This window comes from Candidatus Vicinibacter affinis (assembly GCA_016714365.1).
GTDB lineage: Bacteria > Bacteroidota > Bacteroidia > Chitinophagales > Saprospiraceae > Vicinibacter > Vicinibacter affinis.
In genome coordinates this window covers 2044687-2069243 of the sequence record JADJNH010000005.1, presented here as the reverse complement: position 1 = coordinate 2069243, position 24557 = coordinate 2044687, and the positions used below count along the sequence as shown (strand labels likewise).

Below are 24557 nucleotides of genomic sequence, written 5' to 3'. Positions count from 1 at the left end.
AGAGCACAATGATAAAACATCCATCAAAATCAGCTAGAAACCACGATTGAAATGCGAACAAGCCTTTCTGTTCAACTTCTCATAATTAGACATTTTAATAAGACATTTTGTAAACTTTAATTGTCTTTTAGAAAAGTTTGAATACAACTGTTTTCAACATGGTACTAAATCCTAAGTCCGGGTATTCTTCAATTGACTTAATTATAGAGTAAGAAAGCGATAAAGTCCATACAATTGTCAAAGAATTCAGAATCTGAAGCATGTTACTAAATTGTTAGCCGCGATAAGTTTGAATTAATGGAACCATGCTCCTTGCTTTTGGATAAACCTCGCTCCGCCAAATGGTCAAGGATGGAAAATTTGCATGCAACAGTTGAAACGATCAAAATATCACCAGAAACTTGTGGCTCAGAACAATTTAGAATTTAATGGTGTAGACATTTTCATTTAATTAATTAGTCAATTGGTATTCGAAATCTTTCGGTGAATTCACTTTTTGCCATACCTCTAAAAAATCCTCCCTTCAAATTATAATAGTGGGTTCATAAATAGTTTAAAGGCTCATAATTTTCATTTCATTTAAGACAATTGATAAACCATTGCCACTTGTATAAGGAAATGCCCCACTTATCAATTTGATGCATACATAGGTGTGTTTTCATATTTTAATTATGATTAACTTTGCTATGGATGAAATTTTTTAAACATATCCTATATAAAATACCTCAATCGAGTTTTTTGATTCTGTTATTTTATAATTTCTATTATGTACAACAATATGCTCAAGTTACAGAATCAACCTTCCAGCATTTCAGTATTGAAGAGGGCTTATCGGACAATGCTGTGAATTGTATTGTACAGGATAATGAAGGATATATTTGGATGGGCACTGAAGATGGTTTGAATAAATTTAATGGATACACCACAAAAGTCTTCAAAATATCTCAAATCGATCCGTTACTGAATGGAATCAATCACGTTAACTGTGCTTTTAAGGATTCAAGGGGCAGATTATGGTTTGGCTCCAAAGGACTTATACTGTATCACCCCAATGAAAATAAATTTAATGTTTTCCAACACAGCGCCAGCGCAAACAGTCTAAACCACAATGACGTTTTCTGCATTACAGAAGATGAGTATCACACTATTTGGGTTGGAACTCGGGTGGGACTGGCCCGTTTTGATGAATCTACCAAAACATTCACAAGATTTAAACTGGATACCTTAGGACCTCATCTAGAAGTATATGGGAAAAATCGAATTATCGATATCATTTCTGACCATCGGGGATCTTTATGGCTGTCCACCCTAATAGGCCTTCATAAATTTTCAATTGCAAATTATAAATATACCACATTTTTATTAGATACCGTTGACAAAGAATCCCTTAATGCCAATCATTTTGGTCCAATGGCCATGACTCCTAATGGAGAAATTTGGATCAATTTTTATGGACAAAAATTGATGCGATTTGACACAAGCATTCAACTTTTTAGTGATGTAAAACTACCCAATAAAGAACTGACTTCAGACATGAGATACATGGAATGCATGCGCACAGATACAAAAGGCAATGTGTGGATAGCGAGTTCATCTAGTGGGTTGATCGTGTTTAACAATAAACAACAAAAATGGGATCATTTTAAACATGATCCATTTAACTCCAAGAGCCTGGCAGATAATAAAACCTTATCCTTGTTTGAGGACCGATCCGGCATGATGTGGGCAGGAACAGCCAGCCGTGGAGTTGATAGAATGAGTCCTAACCCGGAAAAATTTAAAAGCTACATACTACAGCCCGGAAAATTGAATTCATTATGTGAGAATGACATTACATGTGCCCGCGAAGACAGCAAAGGAAACCTTTGGATTGGAAGTAAAAGCGGACTTATGTACTTTGACAGACGCACCAATACATTTAAATGTTTTCGGCATAACGAATCTCAAAGTAATTCATTGACTGATAATCGTATTTACGCAATTGACATTGATTCACTAGATCATATTTGGGTCGGAACCAATGAAGGACTCAACTACTATAACCCTGAAACGGATAAATGGACTGTTTATAAATACTATGAAAAGAACATTGACGGATTGCCGGGAAAAATAGTAATGGATGTGATTGTGCGGTCCAATGGAAAAATATGGGCAGCCACCAATGGCATGATTTGCGCGCTCAAGTCAAAAAGCGGAATCTTTGAAAATCAATTTAATAACAGCAATATAGCAAAGCATAAAAGAGCATTTTATTGTACCCTATTTGAAGACAGCCATAAAACCGTTTGGCTGTCCACGACACGATCCGGCATCCTACGGGTCAATGATCATTTTGAAATTATCCCTGGAATAAAAACTTCAAAAGAATTTAATCCTGGAATTGTCCATCAATTTGCAGAAGACAGTCATGGAAATATATGGATGGCTACAGACCAGGGACTGTATCTTTGGAACAGATCAAATGATTCGATAATTAGATATTGCAATGTTTCCGATATTTTTTGTGAAAACATTTTATCAGTAGTCATACAGAATGATCAAAAGATTTGGATCAGCACATCGAAGGGATTAAGTCATATCGTTCTTAATCAAAATTTCGAAATAGAATTTCACAGACAATACACAGTTCATGATGGTCTCCAAAGCAATGCATTTAACAGTTTTGCAGGAATTCGATTAAGCACCGGAGAGCTTTTCTTCGGAGGAATTAACGGATTTAATATTTTTGAACCATCTTCCATAAGGCAGAATGAATATATTCCTGAAGTAAGCATTTCGTCCTTCAAAGTATTCGACAAAGAATTTGATTCCTCCAGAGATTTTATAAACTCAGGAACTATTGAGTTAAACTACCAACAAAATTTTTTTTCCTTTGAAATGACGGCATTAAGTTTTGATCACCCTGAAAAAAATCAATATGCCTATAAATTAGAAGGATTTGATCCTGAAACAATAAATAACGGCACAAATCGATTTGCCTCCTACACCAATGTTCCGCCTGGCAATTATGTATTGCATATTATTGCTTCCAACAATGATGGTAAATGGAATTGGAAAGGAAAAAAGATTAACATTGTCATCAAACCACCATTCTGGAAAACCATATGGTTTCGATTACTACTTTTAACTGGCGCATTCTCCTTTATATATTATTTATATTCCAGACGAGTAAGTCAAATCCGAAAACTAGCAGATGAGGAAACAAATATCAACAAACAAATATCAGAAGCGCAATTAACTGCCTTGAGAGCTCAAATGAATCCGCATTTCATTTTTAATACCTTGAATGCCATTCAACAGTTAATTTCTGAATCTGACAAAGTAATGGCACTGAATTATCTTTCGAAATTTTCGAAATTAATAAGACTCGTTTTACAAAATTCCGGGAACCAAACCAATTCTCTGGCAGACGAACTTATTATGCTGGAATATTATTTGGAATTAGAGTCTTTGCGCTTTGCAAACAAGTTTACTTATCATTTTTCCATCGACCACCGCATCAACAAGGAAAGTACCGATATCCCAACAATGTTATTACAACCTTATATTGAAAACGCAGTAATTCATGGTTTGTTAAATAAAAAAAGTCAAGGTCATCTGGAAATAACCCTGGAAAATAAGGAGCATGTATTAATGTGTACCATTGAAGACAATGGCATAGGCAGGCAGGCGTCTGGAATTATCAATGATTCAAAATCAATGCATCACGAATCATTGGGCATGAAAGTTACGGAAGAACGAATAAAAATGATCCGGAAAAGCTCCAACACAAAAGTTGAAGTTGAAATCCTGGATTTAAAAGATACATTTGGAAATCCATCTGGAACCAAGGTAATTATCAAAATACCCATAGATCAATAAATATGATTAAGGCTATTATTGTGGAGGATGAAATACGAAGTGTCAAGCTACTTGAAAATTTACTTAGAGACTATTGTCCGGATATTGCACTGATGGGTTCCGCCACCTCTGTTGAGGAAGGATTTAATCTGATTAACATTCATAACCCAGACATTGTATTTCTTGACATCGAGATGCAAAAAGAAAGCGGATTTGATTTGTTGAATAAATTTAATGAAATTAATTTTGAAATTATTTTTACAACAGCTTATGAACAGTATGCCTTAAAAGCCATAAAATTCAGTGCAATTGACTATTTGTTAAAACCTATTGACATTGAAGAATTAAAGACTTCAATTGCCAAAGTGCTAAAAAATAGTCACATTCACCAAATAAATAAGAAATTTGAAACTTTGATGCAAAATAAAAATCTGGAACAACCAGGTCATTTGCAAATTGCACTTCCATCTACAGAAGGGCTGTCCATAGTTTTTGTGCATGAAATTTTGTACCTTAAATCGGACCGACAGTATACCTTATTCGTATTTAAATCAGGTGAGCGAATAGTTACCTCTAAAAACCTCGGAGAATATGAGGATTTATTGTCGACTCATAACTTTTTTAGAGTTCACCACTCAGCCTTGATCAATCTTACAGAAGTTAAAAAATATGTGCGTGGTGAGGGAGGGTACGTTATCATGAGCAATGGAGATCAGGTAGAAGTTTCAAAACGTAAAAAAGATGCCTTTATTAACCAATTCGCTAAAAAATAATTCTAAAAATCTTTACCAGCTGTACATTAATCACTGACCAAGAAAGCACAATTATTTTAAAATATCACTTTGAATTGAGTTACAACCTGGCACTCCTATTTAACTACCATTTGACAGTAGTCATTGCATACTTTAATGCAGTCATTTAATTCAATTATGATCGATCCATCTGTAAAATGAAATGCATCGATTGTCAATTGGCATTTATGTACTCCACTTTTATTTAGATCTTTGAAATAGATATTCAATCAAGCAGTAGCAAGACATTTCTAATATTCTGCATTAAGAACCTATGTGTATCAGACAATAAGTGCTTGATAAAATAAATTTATCAGCACCTAACTTGATGATTACATGAATTGCATGGATTCTTGTGCTTTCAATTAAATCTAATTATTTATTATTAAAATACATTATCATGAAAAGATTGGTTGCGTTTATTTATTTTAGTTTATTGGGTTTGATGGCATTTACGGTTAAAGGGCAAGATCATTGTGGATTCGATGAAATGCACAAATCCAGGATGGAAAATGATGAAGAATACCGCAAGTACATCAATGATTTAGAATCCAAAATTAAGACCCATACAAAATTGCATAAGACAAATTACAGATCGCAACCACCCGTATATGATGTCCCTGTGGTTGTTCATGTAATACATTTAGGTGAAGCAATCGGTACTGGCACCAATATCTCTGATGCCCAAATTAAAGGCGCCATTCAAACATTGAACAATGAATTCAGAAATGTAAATGGAACCGGAGTCGATATGCAAATAAATTTTTGTTTGGCGGCAAGAGATCCAAATGGGAATCCAAGTTCAGGTATAAACAGGGTCAACGGTACAGTTATTCCAAATTTTTCCACTGGAGGCATAAACAACTTCTATTACAATACCTGTGCAAATGAAAAAGCGGTTAAGGATTTAAGCAGATGGCCTTTTGAATCCTACCTAAACATCTGGGTGGTCAGTAAAATTTGTGGAGGGAACATCAGCGGATATGCCACCGGACAAACGGGTTCGGTCTACAATGGAATTTCCATTCTTTCTTCGCAAATGTCTGCCTCAAAAGTAACTTTAGCACATGAAGTAGGACACATGTTTAATTTATACCACACTTTTAACGGGGACGGGACCAATGTAACCCAAGGAGGAATACACTATTGTCCAACAGACACATCCTGCGCAGATAATGGTGATCGGATATGTGACACACCGCCCCACAAGCAAGGTGATTTTGGTTCTTTTAACCCCTGCACATCAAATGGAATATGGGACAATTCCAGATACAATATAATGAGTTACAGTTTTGTCTATTCAGGAAATTTCAATACAGGAAATATGAGATTTACCCAGGGTCAGAAAGACAGGGTGCGAGCAGTTTTATTGGCCATCGCCTACCATCCTTATGTCTTTTCAAATGGATGCACACCGGCAACACCGAATGATGCGAGCGTTCAATCGATTTCATATCCTCTGCAAACCACCTATACTTCTGAATGCACAGCTCCTTACCAACTAATTCCCAAAGTCAATATTAAAAATTTCGGATCCAATGTTTTAACCTCTTTAAACATTCATTATAAATTAGACAATAACAGTATCAACAATTATGAGTGGATTGGCACTTTAGCTCCCAATGCTTCCACACAAGTTACTCTTCCGGGCATTGATATTTCCGAAGGCGCACATAACCTCCTGGTCTATAATTCCAATCCCAATCAAATGCAGGATGGATATGTAAATAATGACAGCGTGATGTTTAATTTTAATTACCAATCAGTTCCATCTCTGGAATTGTCAAGCATCGTCACGAATCCTTCATGTTTTAGTGGGCAAGATGGAATGGCTACTGTATTGGCAAAATCCAAAATTGAAATCAAAGAAGATTGGGAGTCTCCTTCGGATTGGACTATTGCAAATGGTTCAGAAGTAAATCATTGGGTAATAGGATCGGCCACCTCAAACGGTGGAACTAAATCCATTTATATTTCAAAAGATAATATTAATAATACCTACAACACTTACACAACATCCATTGTACATTTTTACAAAGACTTTTATTTTCCTCCAGGCGCAACTAACATAAAAATAAAATTCGATTGGAAAGGAGAAGGTCAATTTAGCAATGTACCCGGAGGCGTGGATTACATGCGGGTTTATCTTATACCGGTCGACCAAGTTGTACAGCCCTTATTTCGAATATTATCTCCCCCACATCTTGGAAGCTATCATTCCCAATTGGTCTATCGAACGGACTCAATTATTGGCATTGACAGCATTGCCGGGTCATTTAAACGGTTGGTATTTAGCTGGCGAAATGATTACGATTATGGAGGTCCATCCCCTGCATCGGTAGATAATATTGTGGTAAGTTATGAACTGCCAAATACATTCAGTTACACATGGAATACCATCCCTGTGCAAACAAATGCAACAGCTACAGGATTAACTCCAAATGAGTATCAGGTTTCAGTCACGGATGCATCTGGATGTTCATCAACCCTATCAATAAACGTACAACAACCTGCACCCGTTCTTGCTACGATAACAGCCAATGGGCCATTATCTTTTTGTCATGGAGGACAGGTCACCTTAAGTGCAAATGAGGCTACCAGCTATCTTTGGAGCAATGGAGAGGTTACCCGGGATATCCTGGTTTCATCTACCGGAAATTATACAGTTACAATAACAGATGGGAATGGTTGCACCTCAGCTTCAACAACTACCTCCGTTAATGTTGTGGATCAAATTGTTGCAACTATTTCATCAAATGGTCCTTTAACTTTCTGTCAAGGAGGAAGTGTGACATTAAAGTCAAATAATGCAGCTTCTTATTTATGGAATAATGGTGCGACAAACCAGGAAATAGAAGTTGGAACGACTGGTGATTATCAAGTTACGATAACCGATCAAAATGGCTGCACCGGAATTTCAAACATCACAATGGTAAAAGTGAATGAAACACCGATGGCTACAATTACTCCAAATTCTGAAACTACATTTTGTGAAGGGGGTACGTTAATTTTGAGTTCCAATATTGGAACAACTTACTTATGGAGCAATGATTCCATCACGCAAAATATTATGGTCACCGCTTCTGGTGAATACCAGTTAACTATAACAGATGAAAATGGATGCACAGGAATATCTGATCCCATTGTTGTAAATGTTAAAAAAATACCCCTATTCCCCGAACCAATAATGGGTGAATATAATGGAGTGTGTTCTAATTCAATAAAGCAATATTCAATTCCATTTGTTGACAATGTTTCGTATTATTGGGTGGCTCCTTCAGGCGCAAGCATCATTCAAGGACAGGCCACGAATCAAATAACCTTGCAATTCAGTCCGATTTTCAAAAATGGAACCCTGAGTGTAGTGATGTATAATGAGTGCGGCATAAGCCCAATAAGGAAACTGGTTATAAACTCCACCCCTATCATTCCAACATCAATTTCCGGATCAGCTTATTCAAATTGCAACACAACTTCAGTTTACAAAACAAATAAAGTTATCGGGGCAAATACTTATACCTGGTCAACTAATATCGCAGGTGCAGTCATAACCACCTTTCCAAGTCCGAATGATACCATGGTTAACATTGTCTTTCCAGCTTTCACTTCCGGATCCATCAGTGTTGTTGCCAACAACAATTGTGGCTCAAGTCCAATGCGAACTATCAATGTAATTGGCACTCCTCCTGCGGCATATAAAATATACGGGGTGGTAAATCCTTGTGCGGGCACCTTACAAAATTATTACATCGCAAAAATTCCCGGAGCAACTTCTTATGAATGGACTGTACCATCAGGCAGTGTAATCACAAATGGAGCAAGCACAAATACGATCCAAGTTTTGATTGGGAATAGTGCGGGCGACATTACAGTTAAAGGGGTGAATGCCTGTGGTGTTGGTTTGCCCAAAAAACTTAGTCTACCGGAGCCATGCAATAACTTGACAAGTAGAAAGCAATCGGCATCCGAATTTAACATTTTTCCAAATCCTACGAATGGTACATTCCAACTTTCATTTAATGGAATGGAAGCCTCTACAGCAAACCTTCAAATATTTGACCTAAGAGGAAATGCTATTAAATCAACTTTATTGGATTACAATAAGGGACTCAATGTATTCACTTTTGATTTAAGTCAATATAATAATGGGATGTATTTTGTAAAATTCACTTTGAGCAATCAGGCCCAAACAATTAAAGTGATTAAGCAATAAAGATTAAATAATTAGTTACCTTTCACATTAAAAAATAGCAAATGCGAAAAATAAGATATATAACCTGGTGCTCAATATTTTTACTAAATCTAAATGTGTCTGTAGGCCAAGTCGGTCCGGAAATTTATATAAGTAAGGACAAAAATGAGACTAAAATGGAGAATCAAGCCGATCACCCCTGCATTACTTCAGATCAATATTCTGTGATTGAAAAACGGTGCAAGGATAATTTGGAAATGCTTCAACAAAGTGGCATCATTAAAAGCAGTCTGCACAATGTCGTATTATTGAAGTGGCCCTTAAAGGCATCAGACAGTCTTAGGGATTGTAGCTTTTATCGTGTTTCTGCATATGTTGATCAAAATACCACTTCCGGAGCGTTTCAGGATTTTAATTGTGGCACCAATACCTATGATGGCCATCGTGGGACTGATATTTCAATTTGGCCTTTTAATTTCTATAAAATGGACCATGATTTAGTCGAGGTAGTTGCTGCGGCACCTGGAATCATTCTTGATAAACATGATGGAGAATTTGATAAAAACTGTGCGGGCAATAACTTAACAGCCAATTATATAATTATTCGTCACTCAGATGGTTCACAGGCAAATTATTGGCATTTGAAAAAAAATTCATTGACCAAAAAAGCAATTGGCCAAACTGTGACAGCAGGTGAATTTCTAGGCATTGTAGGCAGTTCCGGAAGTTCCTCAGGACCTCATTTACATTTTGAAGTTTGGACCGGAAGTACCAGTGCTACCAGAATTGACCCCTTCAAAGGAACTTGCAATTCCTTGAACAGTAATTCATGGTGGGAAGCACAAAAAGCCTATACTGAGACTTCCATTGTTAAAGTATCTGTAAACACTACAGATATCGTATTACCACCTTGTCCAATGACCGAAACACTTAATGAAAGTGACAATTATCAAATTCCGTTTCAGGGAAATGGCCTTCCTCCGGGATTTGCAAAATTTTACATTTTTATCAGGGATGAAATAGCAGGGAAAATTGCTGACATGAGTATTGTTAATCCTGATGGATCTACTTTTGCAAGTTGGACCTATGTGTCATCTGCAGCAAGCAAAACCAGAGCAAACGGAACCTCCAAAAAACTGCCGACCATTCCCGGAAAGTATACTTTTAAAGCGAGTTACAACGGCACTGAATGTTCTAAATTATTTAATATAATTTCACCTACAAATACAATTGATGAATACAATGGAAACAATATTATAATTTACCCCAATCCAACAAATGGAATATTTCTGATGGACAAAAAGGATGTTGTTGCAACTGAATTAAAAATTTACAATCTGTTAGGAGCGAATGTCTATAATTTAAAAATTGTTGATCAAATTACAGAAATTAATTTAGACTTGCCTTGCAACTTGTATATATATCAAGTATGGAATAAAAACCAGGTTGTTGACAAGGGTAAAATATTGATTAAATAATAACTATATATTTGTGGCTGCTGGATTTCATGTTCATTAAAACTTTGCAAAATTCAATAAAAGCAAAGCAAATTTAATTTTACAAAAGAATTTGAAAAGGTAACTGTCTATGATTAAGAACGGTTGTTAAAGTTCTTAAATAATTTTTTGTGTAACATAACTAGAGTATTTCTGAAATTAAATAGTTGGAGATTCCTATTTTTGGTTCTGAACAATTTGGATATTTGATAATCAGAAAAACATTGTTGACCATTATATAACCTCCAATTAGAGTCATAATAAGAACTTTTCAAATACACCTTTGGGTAAAATATGACCATTCAGTTTCAACTCGCCGTTTTTTGAAGTGCATTTACTTCAAGAATTACCATACATAACTTTGATGGCAATTAAAGTACATTCATTCATGTTAGTTCCAGTGTAAATTGTTCATGGCCTTGCCTGAAGAAGTTCTATTGTATATTATGTTTTAAACAATAGAACTATAGCGCAAAATGAAAGCATATTCTTGAAGTACATACAAATGCTTTGAAATGACATAGGAATCATTAAGTATTAAATATTTAATTAAAAGATATTATATTTGCTTATACCCTCTTAAGCAAATGCTACCCTTAGAATTTGACTATAATCTATAAAAATATCAATTCAGACAATGTTTTAGTTCTACTTCTCTTTGATAAATAGGAAGCCATTATTTCAAAAATTAGTGTATTTTGCGTATAAATCCGAATCTATGAACCTTAGGGACAACAATTTTTCATTAATTCGTCCACAAGCTGGAAGTAAAATTTATTAGTTTTTAAATAAAATTTATTAATTCTATGTCCTCAAAAAAAATACGGACCCAACATTGCAAAAATTGCAACTACGATTTTAAGATTGACCTGGCAATTATGAATTACTGTCCAAATTGTGGTCAGAGAAATCACAGCCCTCGAATGCCCTTCTTTCACTACTTATACGAGTTAATGGAAGGCATTTTCCACCTTGACAATAAGACTTGGTTAACCGTTAAGACCTTAATTTTACATCCTGGTAAAATCACAAAAGATTATATTGAAGATAAAAGAGTTCGTTACTCCCCTCCTGTAAGGATGTACATTTGGTGCACAGCATTATTCATGTTCAGTTATTGGCTTCTAATAGATATAGGTGCTCGTTATTCAGAACCTTCAGTGGAATCAGGTAAAGCACTAAGCTTGCGATTTGATGAAATGTCTGATTCATCAAGCACTTCAATAAAAATTATTTCCAATACACTCTGGCCTACCCTGCCCTCGACACCCCTTAGTACACAAAGAGAATTAAAAAGCATTCCTGACCATAAAATAAAAAGTTGGTTGCAGACTCAAATGTACAAGACAGATTACTTTCATATTCTATTAATAAAAGCCTATCGAAACCAAATAAATAGCAAATTAACCTTATCGGCCTACACTAAAAAAATGACTACCGGAAATAATCTAATTTTTGTTCTGTTGCTTCCACTCAATGCTCTAATATTATTCCCAATACTATATCGAAAGAAAATGTACTATTATGATTCAATGATATTTACTATTCATACAAATACATGGATTCCTCTTTTTCAGTCTATATGGTTATGGATCCTGGCGGCTATGATCAGTTTCTTCAATGCTCCCTATTCGATTTTTTTATCAATTCCAATTATCAATGCTGTTTATTATTTTATGGCAATAAAGAAGACTTTTGACTTTAGTTTGGTCAGTACCTTCATACGATGGCTGCCTATATTTTGTATAGATACTTTATACCATTGGATTATATTGTTGTTGGTTGCCGCATGGTATATGAACTAAATGAAATCTACCATAAAAGTTCACCTGGAAGAAAAGTTCCCTCCAAAGTCGAAGACAAAATGACAAATACTACTTGTGCGTGGATTCTTTATAGACCGCCAGACTAAAATTATCAACTTGCAAGGAATGCCCAATTTTAACTGGATTCTTTTGAAGGAAGATTTGTGTAGGAATTTCCTATGATGAATCTTATAAAGAATTAATTAGAAATATTAATACAATATAAGAAAATTGAATGAATAATAATCTATACCTGTTTCTAATTTCAATATTGTGCTTGAATTACTCTTGCAAAAATATCAAAGATATTACTCAATTTGCCCCGACTGAAACATTCCTTAACGACACCTTACTTCAAAACATTGAACCTAAAAGAGCCATGATCATCGTTGCCCACGATGACGACATGTGCGGAATGGCAGGAACGATATCAAAGCTCAACAAAGATGGTTGGGAAATTGCGGTAGTAAGTTTTTCAAAGTCACCGGAGAGAAATGCTGCTCAAATATTGGCATGCCGCAATATTTTGGATACGGTTATGTTTGTCCATTTGACGCCTGAACAATACAGAAATGATTTGAAAAGTGCCAAAAATCCCTCCGAACCAATTCCGAAAAATAGATTTAACGATGTTTTCAATAAGGAAGTTATTGTGAGGGAATACATAAAATACATCAATAAATTTAAGCCGACTGTCATTTTTAGTCTTGATAATGAAATGGGTGGTTACGGGCATCCGGAACACGTTTTCATAAGCCAGATGGTCATTAATTTAACATCAGACAAACTTATTTCACCGACATACATATACCAAAGTGTTTATACTCAGCACATGGAAAATACCATTATGAAACGCCATGGTGAAAGAATGAAAACTTGGGGATTTTCCGGAGATGAATGGCAAAATGCAAAAAAAATATACGAAGTGTCCGGAATGCCGGAACCCAGCGTGCAGATAAATATAACAAGTGAGGCAAAATTAAAAATGGAGTATCTAAGATCTTACAATAAGCGAGAACGTGAAATTTTAGATTTCTTTGTCCCACATTTTGAAAAATTCAGCGCTGAAGAATACTTCACAATATTTGACAGAGAATTTTTTAGGATCTTAAAAATATAATGGCAATAGAGTATAGACTATAACTGAATGAGTAGTTTACCTTGCAAATGATCAAAATTCAGAAAAATAATGTGTTACCATTTTACAAATGGAATTGAATGCAAACGCTGATCAACAGACCAAGCCTTCATAAAATAAACGCCAGGCAAGAGTTCATTCAGATCTAGTTCCGTTATTTCTTGTTCTGCAACTAAGGACTTAATCTCTATTCCTTCCACCGTGCAAATCGAAATCCTATTTAAATGCACGCCTCGGTGGTTAATAATTAATCTGTCACGAAGAGGATTAGGAGTAAGTCTAATAAATTCGGTACTCTTTTGCTCCTCAACAATTGAAGTAAAGCAACAAAACTCATAGGGCCCAATGTCATAAGCTGCCCCACCAACGCCATCACCATCCTGAGGTCTTATACGCCCATCCAGATCCAATTCTACTACTCCAGTTAAGTCTACCCCGCGATCAATGGCCAATAAACTCGCTGTACTTAAATGGAAGTCCAATGGTGGATTTACAAAATTTGGATCGCCATTTTGACCATTGCGCTCATGCGCTGGATATTGGTTGCGAAAGGTTGATAAACTGTTAAAATTTTGATTGCCAACCGTGATCAGATTTTGACTCTGAACAGGAAAATGGTAAAGGTTGTGATCGAGCATCACACCACTCAAACCAGATAATGCCTGGAAGGTGATTAATGAATGTCCGGCCTGAGGGGTGATCTTGTAGAATATATTATTTCGAATCTGCACATTGACAGGCTGAACTGCTTGACAAATTAAAAGTGTCGGCTGATTGTTGGTCGAATGGAAGAGATTGTTAAAAAAATAAATATCTTTCACAGGGCCATTGGATGAGATTTGCACCATGGCCGGAAAGATGTTGTTTCTTACCATCACATTTTCAGTAAGGAGGCTCTGGTTTCCTGATTCCGACGCAATTCTTAGGCCTTGGGGAACATTGAACAGGATGTTACCCTCAACAATTACGTTGCGCATACCTCCTCCTTCATCCCCTCCAAGATGAATGCTATGAATGCGGGTATCGTGTATAATGTTGTTGCGCACGATGAGATTGTTGGTGGTTCTTAGCTTTAGACCGTCGTCCGCATTTTTGATTTCATTACCTTCGATCAATACATTTTCAGTTTGGCTGATGTACATGCTGTGCACAAAAACGCTTCCACTGCCGTTGTTGTCTAAAACATTGTCGCGAATAATTACATTTTTTGCAGAACAGAAGATTCCCTGACCTGTATTGCCATTTCCATTGTTGGTGAAAAGACAATTTTGAACTGTAATGTCTTGCTCATAAAGAATCATTCCATTGCTGCAATAGTTGATCCGTAAACCATCCAATAAAATATGGTGTGGCTTATTGGGATACCATGACTCCCCTACCCAGAGACCCGTTGGTCGATTAGTAGTCAATCGGGTGCTCAGTGCAATTTGGCTGATGTGTAGAAATGAAGAAGGATCCGTGTCAGAGCCTCTGCAGGTAAGTACATTACCCTGACCTTCTAAATAGATTAATGGTAAAGAACCATTTCCATAAGCTCCTAAAAAAAGGTATTGGTTGGGGGATCCGTTGGCAGATCTAAGCTCGATGCCTTGAACAGTGGTCCAGGTATCAGATCTGGACATAAAAACACTGTCTCCCGCCCCAACAGTTTGATTCAGCAAATTGCTCAAGGTCTGTAGACTGTTTTTGGGACCATCCGTTCGGGAAGCGTTGGGTTCTTGAAGACGTCCGCTCCAATTATCGTTCCCCCGGCTTGAAGAGAAATAATAATTAGTACAATTTACCCTACTACCTAAGCAAAGTAAAAAAGCTATAAATAAAATAGATCCTTTCACTGATGACAAATTTAATTGGAATTTTGATTTAATTGAAAAGTTGACCCTAAATTTTGCCAGAATACAATGTATTTTTACCATTGACTCAGTCAATCCGACCTATAACACAGGTTAACTTATTAGGAGTAAATGGGATGCTGCATTCAAGTTCTGATTGCTCTTATCTACTTTCCAATATCTTTTGATTAGTGTTTTGCAAAATCTTGCGACAATAAATCAATTAATATGGACATAATTCTCGAAGCAATATTTTCACTTTAAATAATACACACATTTAGGTTTAATCACCATAAAAGAAGCAGGCTGCAAATGCATAATAATTCGCTCTCAATTAAAAATTAAATTCGAGGAACTTTTATACGAAACGACAAAAATTCTTAGAATTGTCGTTACGATCAAACAAAATATTCATTCATCAAATAAAACAAGAAAGTAAAAACAAAAATGATAAATTTACGTTGAATATTTATGTATTAGATTATTCAAATTATCAGCAAATACTGCAATAAATGAAAATCTCGGTTCTCAAAATCGATACCAAATCAATCGAACCGTTCCTCACCTCTAACGAATAATCCTTAAATCCATGAAAAAGATAATAATTGTATTCTATTTTATAATTTTAGCTTGTTCTTGCAATCAGAACACCAATAAAGTACAACTAGATCAATTGAGTCCCCTGGACAAATTGAAATTGGGAAATCAAAGATTTGCCAAGGGAGCTCCGATTCATCCTGATGAAACTTTGCAAAGAATAAGAGAACTTAAAAAAGGACAGCATCCGTTTGCTGTCGTTGTAAGTTGTTCAGATTCGAGAATTCCACCTGAACTCATTTTTGATCAGGGACTAGGAGACATTTTTACAATTCGGACAGCCGGGAATGTGATCGGTGACTATGAGTTAGGAAGTATAGAATATGCTGTTGAGCACTTGCACTGCAATCTTGTAATTGTGCTGGGACATGAAAACTGCGGTGCGATTGAAGCATTTATTTCATCCAACAATGAAAGGCATGAAGATCACATTCAAAACATCGTAGACTATATTTCAAACGAAGATGAAGAAAAAGCAATTCTGGACAGCTTAAAAACCAATCCTGATCTGGCCATACATGCCAACATCAACCATGGTGTCACCACCTTGCAAAATTCGACACCTATTTTAAAGCATCTTGTTGAGGACAAACACTTAACTGTGATAGGAGCATATTATGATTTAGACACCGGCAAAGTGACCTTTAAGGATAAAATAGAAAGTAATTAGCAAATAACAATTTTAAGACCTGAACTAGTTGACCGAAATTATATCTCCCTAAATGTTAAATGGGCTGATTTTTTTATACTGTCCAATCTAATTTGCAATGTCAGGATTTGGCCTCAGTCTGTCCGGATAATACCCGCGCAACAATCACATACAAATTGTCAGAATATTGGGGCAACCTCATTTTGCGAAATATGGCAGATAGAAATGTGGTTTCGCCATAGTATTTATATTCCATTGTAGAAAAGCCAAACCTCTTTAGCTTGATTGTCATTTCATCCAATGTGCAGACGTTTTTGACATACTTATAATACTTAGGTCGTCCAAAGAGTTTGTAAGAAAGCGCCTCCAATTTTCTGTATAGACTCTGTTTGTTTGGCATAGATAATAAAAACACCCCATCTACATTCATTGATTGCTTAATCAGCTCTATAGATGCATCCAGATCGTCGATGTATTCCAATACGCTTGAACAAATGACCATATCAGCCTTGTGATCAACGTGCTGAGACAGGGACTCTATATTCCCATTTATGAATTTTACATTTTTTGTAGCCAGTTCATCCAACTTTTCAAAGCATATTTGCAACATCTTTTCACTTGCATCAACACCAATAACCTCTTTATTCCTTTCTGCAGAATAAAATGAAAACACCCCACTCCCACAACCAATGTCTAAAACGAGAAATTTATCATTACTGTATTTGTCAATAATGTCCGTCCATATGGAATAACGTTCCCTGAAATTCTTGCTCGTTGTATATTTTTGGTCAAAATTTCTGGCAATACCGGTATGCCAATCAATTGCATTTCTCGCGATCATATTATGTTCCTCTATTATGAAGCCAAACTCTATAATTGACTGCAAAATGCCACTTGTCTCTGCTTAAACATTTGTTTATAATTTGATTCCCAAACTAATTTTTAAGAAATCTAATTCGCAAATATTAGAAGGCGTATATTGCAGTAAATTTAAACCGTAAATATAATAAATAATATGAAGCAATGAAATTTTAAATTGTAAAATTGGGAGCAGTAGATTTTTAAGAAAAAGTACGTCCTCGCTGCCAAAAATAAAAGGTAATTATAATCATAGAGAATGAAACTAAATATTTATCTGAAAGAAAATCCATATTTACTTTTATTGATTACATCCATTTTTTTGGTAAATGTTGTGGCATTTCTTCCGATTGCAATACAAGATAGACAGGAAATTGTTGTGCTTGGAATTTCATTTAACAATTTCCTCTGGATCATTCCCATTTCTCTAACATGCCTTTGCATATTGTATTTAGGGATCAACAATTACTTATATTCTAAAACCCTTAGCTGTACTCATGTGCTAATAACGACAATCACAGCATTCCTTTTATTTATCCTACTATATATCGGCATCCATCCATCACATTTTACAACAAAGAATCATGAATTCATTGGAATCTCTATTCAAATTCTATTTTTTACATTTGTATTGGGTCAGCTTATCCTTCTAGCGAATATTGCACTTGGAATAAAAAGAAAATTTAAGACTCACTAAATTAAGGAATTCTTTAATCAATATAGTCCAATTGATTTCTTATCTTTCATCTTTATATACAATCTCATGTTTGGAAATCTGTTACTTGGCCTTACTTCCACTACTTATCTTGCACTGATCATTTTCAACTTACAAAAGGTGAATGCAACCGGTGAACGGCTTATGGGATATGCCTTTATTGGATTCGTCATTATGGCTGCGTATGCAGTAAGCAGTTTATTACTGACCATTTTCATCACTTCCAAAGGAGGTTTTAATTGGTTGTCCGACACTAAAACATTGAGAAATATTGGAGTAGGAATCTTGTGGTCAGGTATGGTGGCAGGAGTTGTTTATTGTGCGATGGCCAGAATGGAATTTAGGTCATCTGCCCACCTTTCAGGAATGTGGAATTTGCTGAGCCTGCCTGTATATTTTGGTTCTTTATGGTTGCCATTGCTGATGCTGGTGCCGTATGCCATTATATTAAATCCGGAATGGCAATCCACACTTTCGCCATTTTTTTATAAGGCTCCACTTTTGCTGGGGTGTTTTCTGGGTTTTGGACTTGTACTTATTCCTAAAATAGTCAGGACAGCGAAAACCGTGCGACACACGGAAAGCGCAGACAGTTCTCAATGGGCATTCAATGCCTCCATGCAAGAAATCAATAAATATCAAGATCCTTCCATAAAAGGGCTGTTAAGCCATACTCATCGAAACAATGATGAAAGGATTCGAAGTGCAGCAGTGAGCAAAATTAAATCATACGAAAACTGGGAAGGAGAACTGATGGAGATGCTAAACCATCCTGAACTTAGTGATGTATATTGGGGATATGCATTTTTAGATGGCAATAAAATTGATCATCCAGCAGATTTCATTCAACCCTTAAAAAAAAGTCTTCCCCTGATGGCTGATGGCCTGCAAAAATCACTCAGTGACCCAAACAGTCTTTATATAGGGTACATCCAAATTGAAACCGTGTGTCGTGTTTTAGAAACACAATTTAAAGACAGTTCCGATTTATTCTTGCCGGACATGTTAAGACTGCAGGAAATTTTGATCAAAACTCCCCCTGAACGTACGAGCAAACAAGATAAACAGTATTTTGATGAATCGCTCAATTCATATCGGCTGGCTGTTAAAAACTGGTTGGACAGCCACCAATAAAAACTTCCTTCTTCATGGTATTTTTTATTGAAAATATAAAAATTGAACTGACCGAAAACATTCATGGCTTAACCCTAACTACCTCCTCCGGTGAATTCCCATTGCCCGGTCAAAACATTTCGGAGACTACGGAGATCCTTCAATCCAATTTTGAAATTGTACAAAAACATTTCATTAAGCCATCCGAAGATAAAATTAATGCAGAAGACCTCCATGAAATTTGCTTAAAAATTGTGGTCTACTATTTCTACCTGTATAATTCATGGAGAACATCCAATCCAAATAAAAAATCAATTGATCTTAATTTTCTAAAAAAAGACTTCGACCATCCTTACACATATGACATCATTATTCAATACTTTAAAAATAAATATCCAGAAGACTATGAACATAAATCCAGTGTGATGCTGGACATCCCTGTTGAAAAATTATTAAAATATGAATACGATCGGGCAGAATTTTACAAGGCCTTTAGATAGGATGAATTCATCATTAGGCATTTAAAAAATTAAAATTATTTTACTTTTTTTTGATATTTACAACTTATTTTTTGCAAACAGATTATAATTTCGCAAAAATTATCAAAACATGAAAAACATCTACTGTATTTTAACTTTCATTTGGATGCTTACCATTGAAATAAGTGCCCAGAATCTATTCACAGAAGATTTTATCTACGCTCCTGTGGACAGCCTTGAAAATTCAGGGGAATGGTTTAGATCCGGTATTGATTTAGAATACAATATTAAAGTAGTAAGCCCGGGACTTGAATACAAGGATTATGCAGGTTCAGGCAGGGGCAATAGTTGTCTGATTTCCAACTCCGGCAACGGGGATGTACTTTATCACCACTTTAGTGAGCCGGTTACTTCGGGGGCAGCCTATTTATCTTTTATGTTTCGGGTGGATAGTTTGCCGGCTACTGTCACAGAAGGATATTGCATTGCCTTCAATCCCAATTCCGGTGGCACCAATCTGAATACGAGCCTAAGCATTAAAAGGCTTTCTAACAGGACCTTTAATCTCGGTGTACAAAAGCAAATCGAGAAAGATATCAATTATGCCAATGCCGTATTTGAAATACAAAAAACCTATCTCATCGTGCTGAAGTATTCCATCAAACAGGGAGTGGCCAATGACTCATCTTCCTTGTATGTTTTTGAAAGAGGGGTCCCTGCGGTCGAACCAATAAAACCTATGGCAACGACCATTGATGGTGATGATTATACCGGACAGGCAAGCGTGGTATTGGTCAACAACTATGCACAATCCGGCCTTACCGGGTGCTCCCTCCAAATAGATGGTATCCGGGTGGGAAACTCATGGGCCACCAGCGTTTTGAACCCAGTGAGTGCAACTAAACCTGAAGCAATTCAAACCAATTTTGTAATTAATCATTTTCCAAACCCTTTCCATCAAAAGGCCAACATCAGCTTCGAAATCCCATCGAAAGGTATGGTACAGCTCAGCATTTTTAATGAATCAGGATTTAAATGTACAACCCTACTCCATGCAATAAAAGAAAGTGGAAAACATCATATAGTTTGGGATGCAGAACAATTTCCGGCTGGATTGTACCATTGCAACATTCAATTCAACGATGGGTTAATCAGTCGTAAGATGTTACTTATAAAATAGAGTTTCAGAATTTCATAGATTGCTTATCATATTTTAATTTTTCAAAAGAATAAATCACAACCTTAAGAACTATATGGAAAAAAATATTTTTAATTCATTCGTACTAATAACCCTGAGTGCCATCACCCAAATGGTATTTGGACAAGGATGCAGCGACGCAGGATTTTGCACGCTCAATAGTTTTAAACCATCCAAACAAGAAACTGAACTTGTAAAAAACAATCAAATTAAAATAGGAGCTTTCATAGGAAGTGCGGACAATTCCATATCAGTATGGGGAAATTACATGGAATACAACAGACAAATAACAAACAAATTTGGGCTGGATGCCAGAATCAATACCCTGGCTCAAAATGGCAATGATTTATCAGTATTTGGGGTGAGTGACCTCTTCTTGACAGGTAAGCTCTCAATTTTCAAAAGGTTTAAGTTGACGCTGGGAACCAAAATTCCTCTTGCAAATGGCAATAGAAAAGACAACAGTTTGCCCCTGTCCATGGATTATCAATCAAGCTTAGGAACCTTTGACCTAATTCTTGGCGGGGGATACGAATTTAATAAAATTAGTTTTGTTCTTGCACTCCAACAGCCTCTCAGCCAAAATAAAAATGAATTTTTGGCAGAAAATTATCCTGCAGGTTCACCGCTTCGAAATTTCCAATCCACCAATAAATTTATCCGCAGTGGAGATATTTTACTAAGAGTCTCCTACCCTTTTAACATCGGACAGAAATTAACTTTAACACCCAGCCTATTGCCGATTTACCACTTGGCCAATGATCAATATACAGATATAACAGGTGTTGAAAAAGAAATAAGCGGTTCACAAGGCTTAACACTCAACGGCAACTTATACATTGATTATGAATTGAATCAACGAAATGCCCTCCAGCTAAATGCCGGCGTACCCTTTGTCGTGAGAGATGTTAGACCCGATGGTTTGACCAGGAGTTTTGTGGTGAATTTAGAATATAAAATTAATTTTTAAACTTCGCCCTGAATCAGCAATTCTTACCAGAGAAAGATTTCTAACACATACTTGATTAAAAATGTAATAGCAATTGCTAATACCAGGCTGACATTTAAGGAAACTGTACAGAATCAGATTATCTATTCTATTTAGACTTATACATTTGATGCAAAATTATGATTTGCATCCATTTCTATTGTTAAACTGACTAATAATCTTTATAGAGTCTGCTTTTGGTTCGGCTGTTAAGATTAAACAATATTACAACCGATCAAATTTTCAAAGTCTGAAGAAGTATTTTCCTGGCAATCAAATACCTGGATGCAATTGTTCGGTTTTGTTTTATTCTATTCCTTTGCCATTATTTATAAAAAAGATTCCTTTAAACATATGCGTTTTATGGTTGGAACTGCTTTGATCATGATTGGCCCGGGATTGAGCAGGACGCTCAATGAATATGGTGGAGCCGGAATAACAGCTTACACTGCAACCATTGCCCTTTCTCTCAAAACAGTTCTTGCTGCTGCCCTCCTGGGGAAAGATTTATTAAGTAAGAAAAGCTGGATACCTTAAACAGTTGTGCTCATGGCACTGCTCCTGTCCGATCTGGTGTATTACGCCCGATATTCGGTGGTATGGCAGGGATTTGGAAAATTTGTAATAAATAATCTCTATTGACTAATTTAACTATTGTATTTGGTAATTAAATTCATTAATAAAATTTGAATCTAAACTCTGGATTAAGCTAATAGGAAGAAATACAGTCGAAAAAGTTAATTTTTGGAAGAACTTGTGTTGATTACTGAACCAGGCCATAGATGCTCATCAAGATATAAGGCAAGCTTTAATTATAACTATATTAAATAGAAGTCTAAGATACTTGCTGGAGGCAGCTAGTCAACGAATATTCATTACCCCACCCCTTTTGAGACAATCAAATTGACTTCAATTAACAGTCATGAATATTTCGACAAATAATAATAATAATATTGTTAAACAGACATACTTTACCTAAATTTAAGAATGGCGGCATAAAATAGACTATAGCTCAAGAAAAATCAAATATTTTAGTCCACATATTAATATTCCAAGGATGGTGTTAACTTTGTTATTAAGTACCCTAAATTATGAATAAATTGCAAATAATTGAACATCAGAGCCCAATACGGTGTTTATTGAATTTGTAAAAATTGACATATAGCCTGGAAATTGCAATGTATATATTTGATCTAAACTCAAAACTAAATGCAAAAGGAAGAATATAATCTAGATAAATTATTTGAATTCATAAAACTAGAAAGACGGGAAATAACCTCAATCTATTTTTACGCTATTTTGAGTGGTTTAATTCAGTTAAGTCTCCCGCTTGGCATACAAGCTATTTTAGGATTTGTGCTTGGGGCTACTCTGGTAACCTCTGTCTTCATATTAATCATCATCATTATAATTGGTGTTATTTTGGTTGGATATTTTCAAATCAATCAAATGAAAATCATCGAAAAAATTCAACAAAAGATATTTGTAAGATATGCCTTTGACTTTGCGGAAACAATACCAAGACTTGATTTGAAAGAAATTGATCATTATTATTTACCTGAAAAAATAAATCGTTTTTTTGACGTGGTTAATGTACAAAAAAGTATCTCCAAAATACTTTTAGATATGCCAACGGCAATCATTCAGATTGCATTGGGACTAATTTTGCTTTCCTTGTATCATTCACTGTTTTTTCTTTTTTCATTAACTTTAATATTCATCATTTGGGTGCTATTTAAGTTGACTAGCAAAAAAGGATTGGAAACCAGCATGAAAGAAAGTAATTACAAATACAAAGTACTGGGATGGCTAGAAGAAATGGGGCGCGTAATAAAATCAATCAAATATAGCCAAGGCACCAATATCAATTTAATAAAAACAGATGAAAAATTAGAAAAATACTTATCGGCAAGAACTGCCCATTTTAATGTTCTGCTTTTTCAATTTAAATCTTTGCTCATATTTAAAATTGCGATTACTGCCGTAATGCTTATTTTAGGTTCTTATTTATTGTTTAACCAAAAAATAAATATTGGACAATTTGTTGCTGCAGAAATTGTCATCATTACGATTATCAACTCTTTAGAAAAACTAATCATTAGTCTGGAACATATATATGATGTAATTACAGGACTTTATAAACTAGACTCTGTACTCAACGATTCTCTTGAGAAAGATGGAAAAATTGACTTCAAAGCCAATGAATTAAAAATTGAAATAAATAATTTGAGTTTTTCATACAATGAAAATCAAAAAGTATTTACAAACTTATCACTTTTAATACATCCAAACAGTATAACATGCATCTCTGGAGAAGAAAATAGCGGAAAATCTACTTTACTAAAATTATTAACAGGGGCCTATAAAAGCTTTGATGGTTACATAACTTTGAATGACATACCATTGCAGAATTACACCTTACAAAGCCTTAGAAAACAAACAGGTGTATTGCTTTATGAACAAGAACTTTTTGAGGGAACGGTATTTGAAAATATTTCCCTTGGCAAAAAAGAAATTACAACTGAGAGCATAATGGAACTATCTAAAAAATTAGGCTTTGAAAATATTATTCATCGATTCCCGTCAAATTTAACTGAAAAAATTGACCCATTAGGAAAATCTTTACCTACTTCTGTTACAAGAAAAATACTGCTGTTGCAATCACTTATTCACAATCCATTGCTAATAATTATGGAGGAGCCTTGGATTGGGTTAGATGAAAATGTTAAAAAAAGACTCCAGGCATACCTTTTAGAAGAATCGAAAAACAAAACAATTGTCGTCTCAACAAATGACAATGATTTTGCCAATTTATGTAAGCATCATATTCATCTAAACAAAGGAAATGCCATCATAAAAAAATAGA

The 24557-nt window shown here is 35.4% G+C and carries 15 protein-coding genes; 13 read left to right on the top strand and 2 right to left on the bottom strand.

Going from position 1 to position 24557, the window contains the following annotated elements; all coding sequences use genetic code 11:
* The first annotated feature begins 690 nt into the window (after window positions 1–690).
* From IPJ53_08120 to IPJ53_08095, 6 genes are all read left to right on the top strand, one after another.
* A complete protein-coding gene (locus IPJ53_08120; GenBank protein ID MBK7799064.1) occupies window positions 691–3861 on the top strand; it encodes a histidine kinase in 3171 nt (1056 codons plus the stop codon).
* 2 nt (window positions 3862–3863) lie between these two features.
* On the top strand, window positions 3864–4613 hold the full coding sequence (locus IPJ53_08115; GenBank protein MBK7799063.1) for a response regulator transcription factor: 750 nt from the start codon (window positions 3864–3866) through the stop codon (window positions 4611–4613).
* Between the two features lie 418 nt (window positions 4614–5031).
* The gene (locus IPJ53_08110) at window positions 5032–8844 is read left to right on the top strand and encodes a T9SS type A sorting domain-containing protein (protein ID MBK7799062.1); all 3813 of its coding nucleotides are present in this window, start codon (window positions 5032–5034) and stop codon (window positions 8842–8844) included.
* 41 nt (window positions 8845–8885) lie between these two features.
* The gene (locus IPJ53_08105) at window positions 8886–10301 is read left to right on the top strand and encodes a peptidoglycan DD-metalloendopeptidase family protein (GenBank protein ID MBK7799061.1); all 1416 of its coding nucleotides are present in this window, start codon (window positions 8886–8888) and stop codon (window positions 10299–10301) included.
* 896 nt (window positions 10302–11197) lie between these two features.
* Window positions 11198–12124 carry a DUF3667 domain-containing protein gene (locus tag IPJ53_08100; GenBank protein ID MBK7799060.1) on the top strand — a complete coding sequence of 309 codons (927 nt, stop codon included), beginning with the start codon at window positions 11198–11200 and terminating at the stop codon, window positions 12122–12124.
* 235 nt (window positions 12125–12359) lie between these two features.
* Window positions 12360–13244, top strand: coding sequence for a PIG-L family deacetylase (locus IPJ53_08095; GenBank protein ID MBK7799059.1), 885 nt, complete (start codon window positions 12360–12362; stop codon window positions 13242–13244).
* 74 nt (window positions 13245–13318) lie between these two features.
* On the opposite strand, the gene IPJ53_08090 is transcribed toward IPJ53_08095, so the two are convergent.
* Window positions 13319–15097 (bottom strand): right-handed parallel beta-helix repeat-containing protein, encoded by a 1779-nt coding sequence (locus tag IPJ53_08090; protein ID MBK7799058.1) that lies wholly within the window; start codon window positions 15095–15097, stop codon window positions 13319–13321.
* 586 nt (window positions 15098–15683) lie between these two features.
* Between IPJ53_08090 and IPJ53_08085 the strand changes: the two genes are divergently transcribed.
* Window positions 15684–16361, top strand: coding sequence for a carbonic anhydrase (locus IPJ53_08085; GenBank protein MBK7799057.1), 678 nt, complete (start codon window positions 15684–15686; stop codon window positions 16359–16361).
* A gap of 100 nt (window positions 16362–16461) precedes the next feature.
* Here IPJ53_08085 and IPJ53_08080 read toward each other — a convergent pair whose 3' ends face one another.
* Complete coding sequence (locus IPJ53_08080) at window positions 16462–17181, bottom strand: class I SAM-dependent methyltransferase (GenBank protein MBK7799056.1); 720 nt, start codon at window positions 17179–17181, stop codon at window positions 16462–16464.
* Between the two features lie 780 nt (window positions 17182–17961).
* Between IPJ53_08080 and IPJ53_08075 the strand changes: the two genes are divergently transcribed.
* From IPJ53_08075 to IPJ53_08050, 6 genes are all read left to right on the top strand, one after another.
* On the top strand, window positions 17962–19047 hold the full coding sequence (locus IPJ53_08075; GenBank protein ID MBK7799055.1) for a hypothetical protein: 1086 nt from the start codon (window positions 17962–17964) through the stop codon (window positions 19045–19047).
* A gap of 14 nt (window positions 19048–19061) precedes the next feature.
* On the top strand, window positions 19062–19526 hold the full coding sequence (locus IPJ53_08070) for a hypothetical protein (protein ID MBK7799054.1): 465 nt from the start codon (window positions 19062–19064) through the stop codon (window positions 19524–19526).
* A gap of 109 nt (window positions 19527–19635) precedes the next feature.
* Entirely contained in the window at window positions 19636–20685 is a 1050-nt protein-coding gene (locus IPJ53_08065) for a T9SS type A sorting domain-containing protein (GenBank protein ID MBK7799053.1), read from the top strand.
* A gap of 73 nt (window positions 20686–20758) precedes the next feature.
* Window positions 20759–21673: a hypothetical protein gene (locus tag IPJ53_08060; protein MBK7799052.1), complete on the top strand. Its 915-nt coding sequence runs from the start codon at window positions 20759–20761 to the stop codon at window positions 21671–21673.
* A 303-nt stretch (window positions 21674–21976) separates the two neighbouring features.
* Window positions 21977–22228, top strand: coding sequence for a hypothetical protein (locus tag IPJ53_08055; protein MBK7799051.1), 252 nt, complete (start codon window positions 21977–21979; stop codon window positions 22226–22228).
* A gap of 672 nt (window positions 22229–22900) precedes the next feature.
* Window positions 22901–24556: an ATP-binding cassette domain-containing protein gene (locus tag IPJ53_08050; GenBank protein ID MBK7799050.1), complete on the top strand. Its 1656-nt coding sequence runs from the start codon at window positions 22901–22903 to the stop codon at window positions 24554–24556.
* Window position 24557 lies beyond the last annotated feature (1 nt).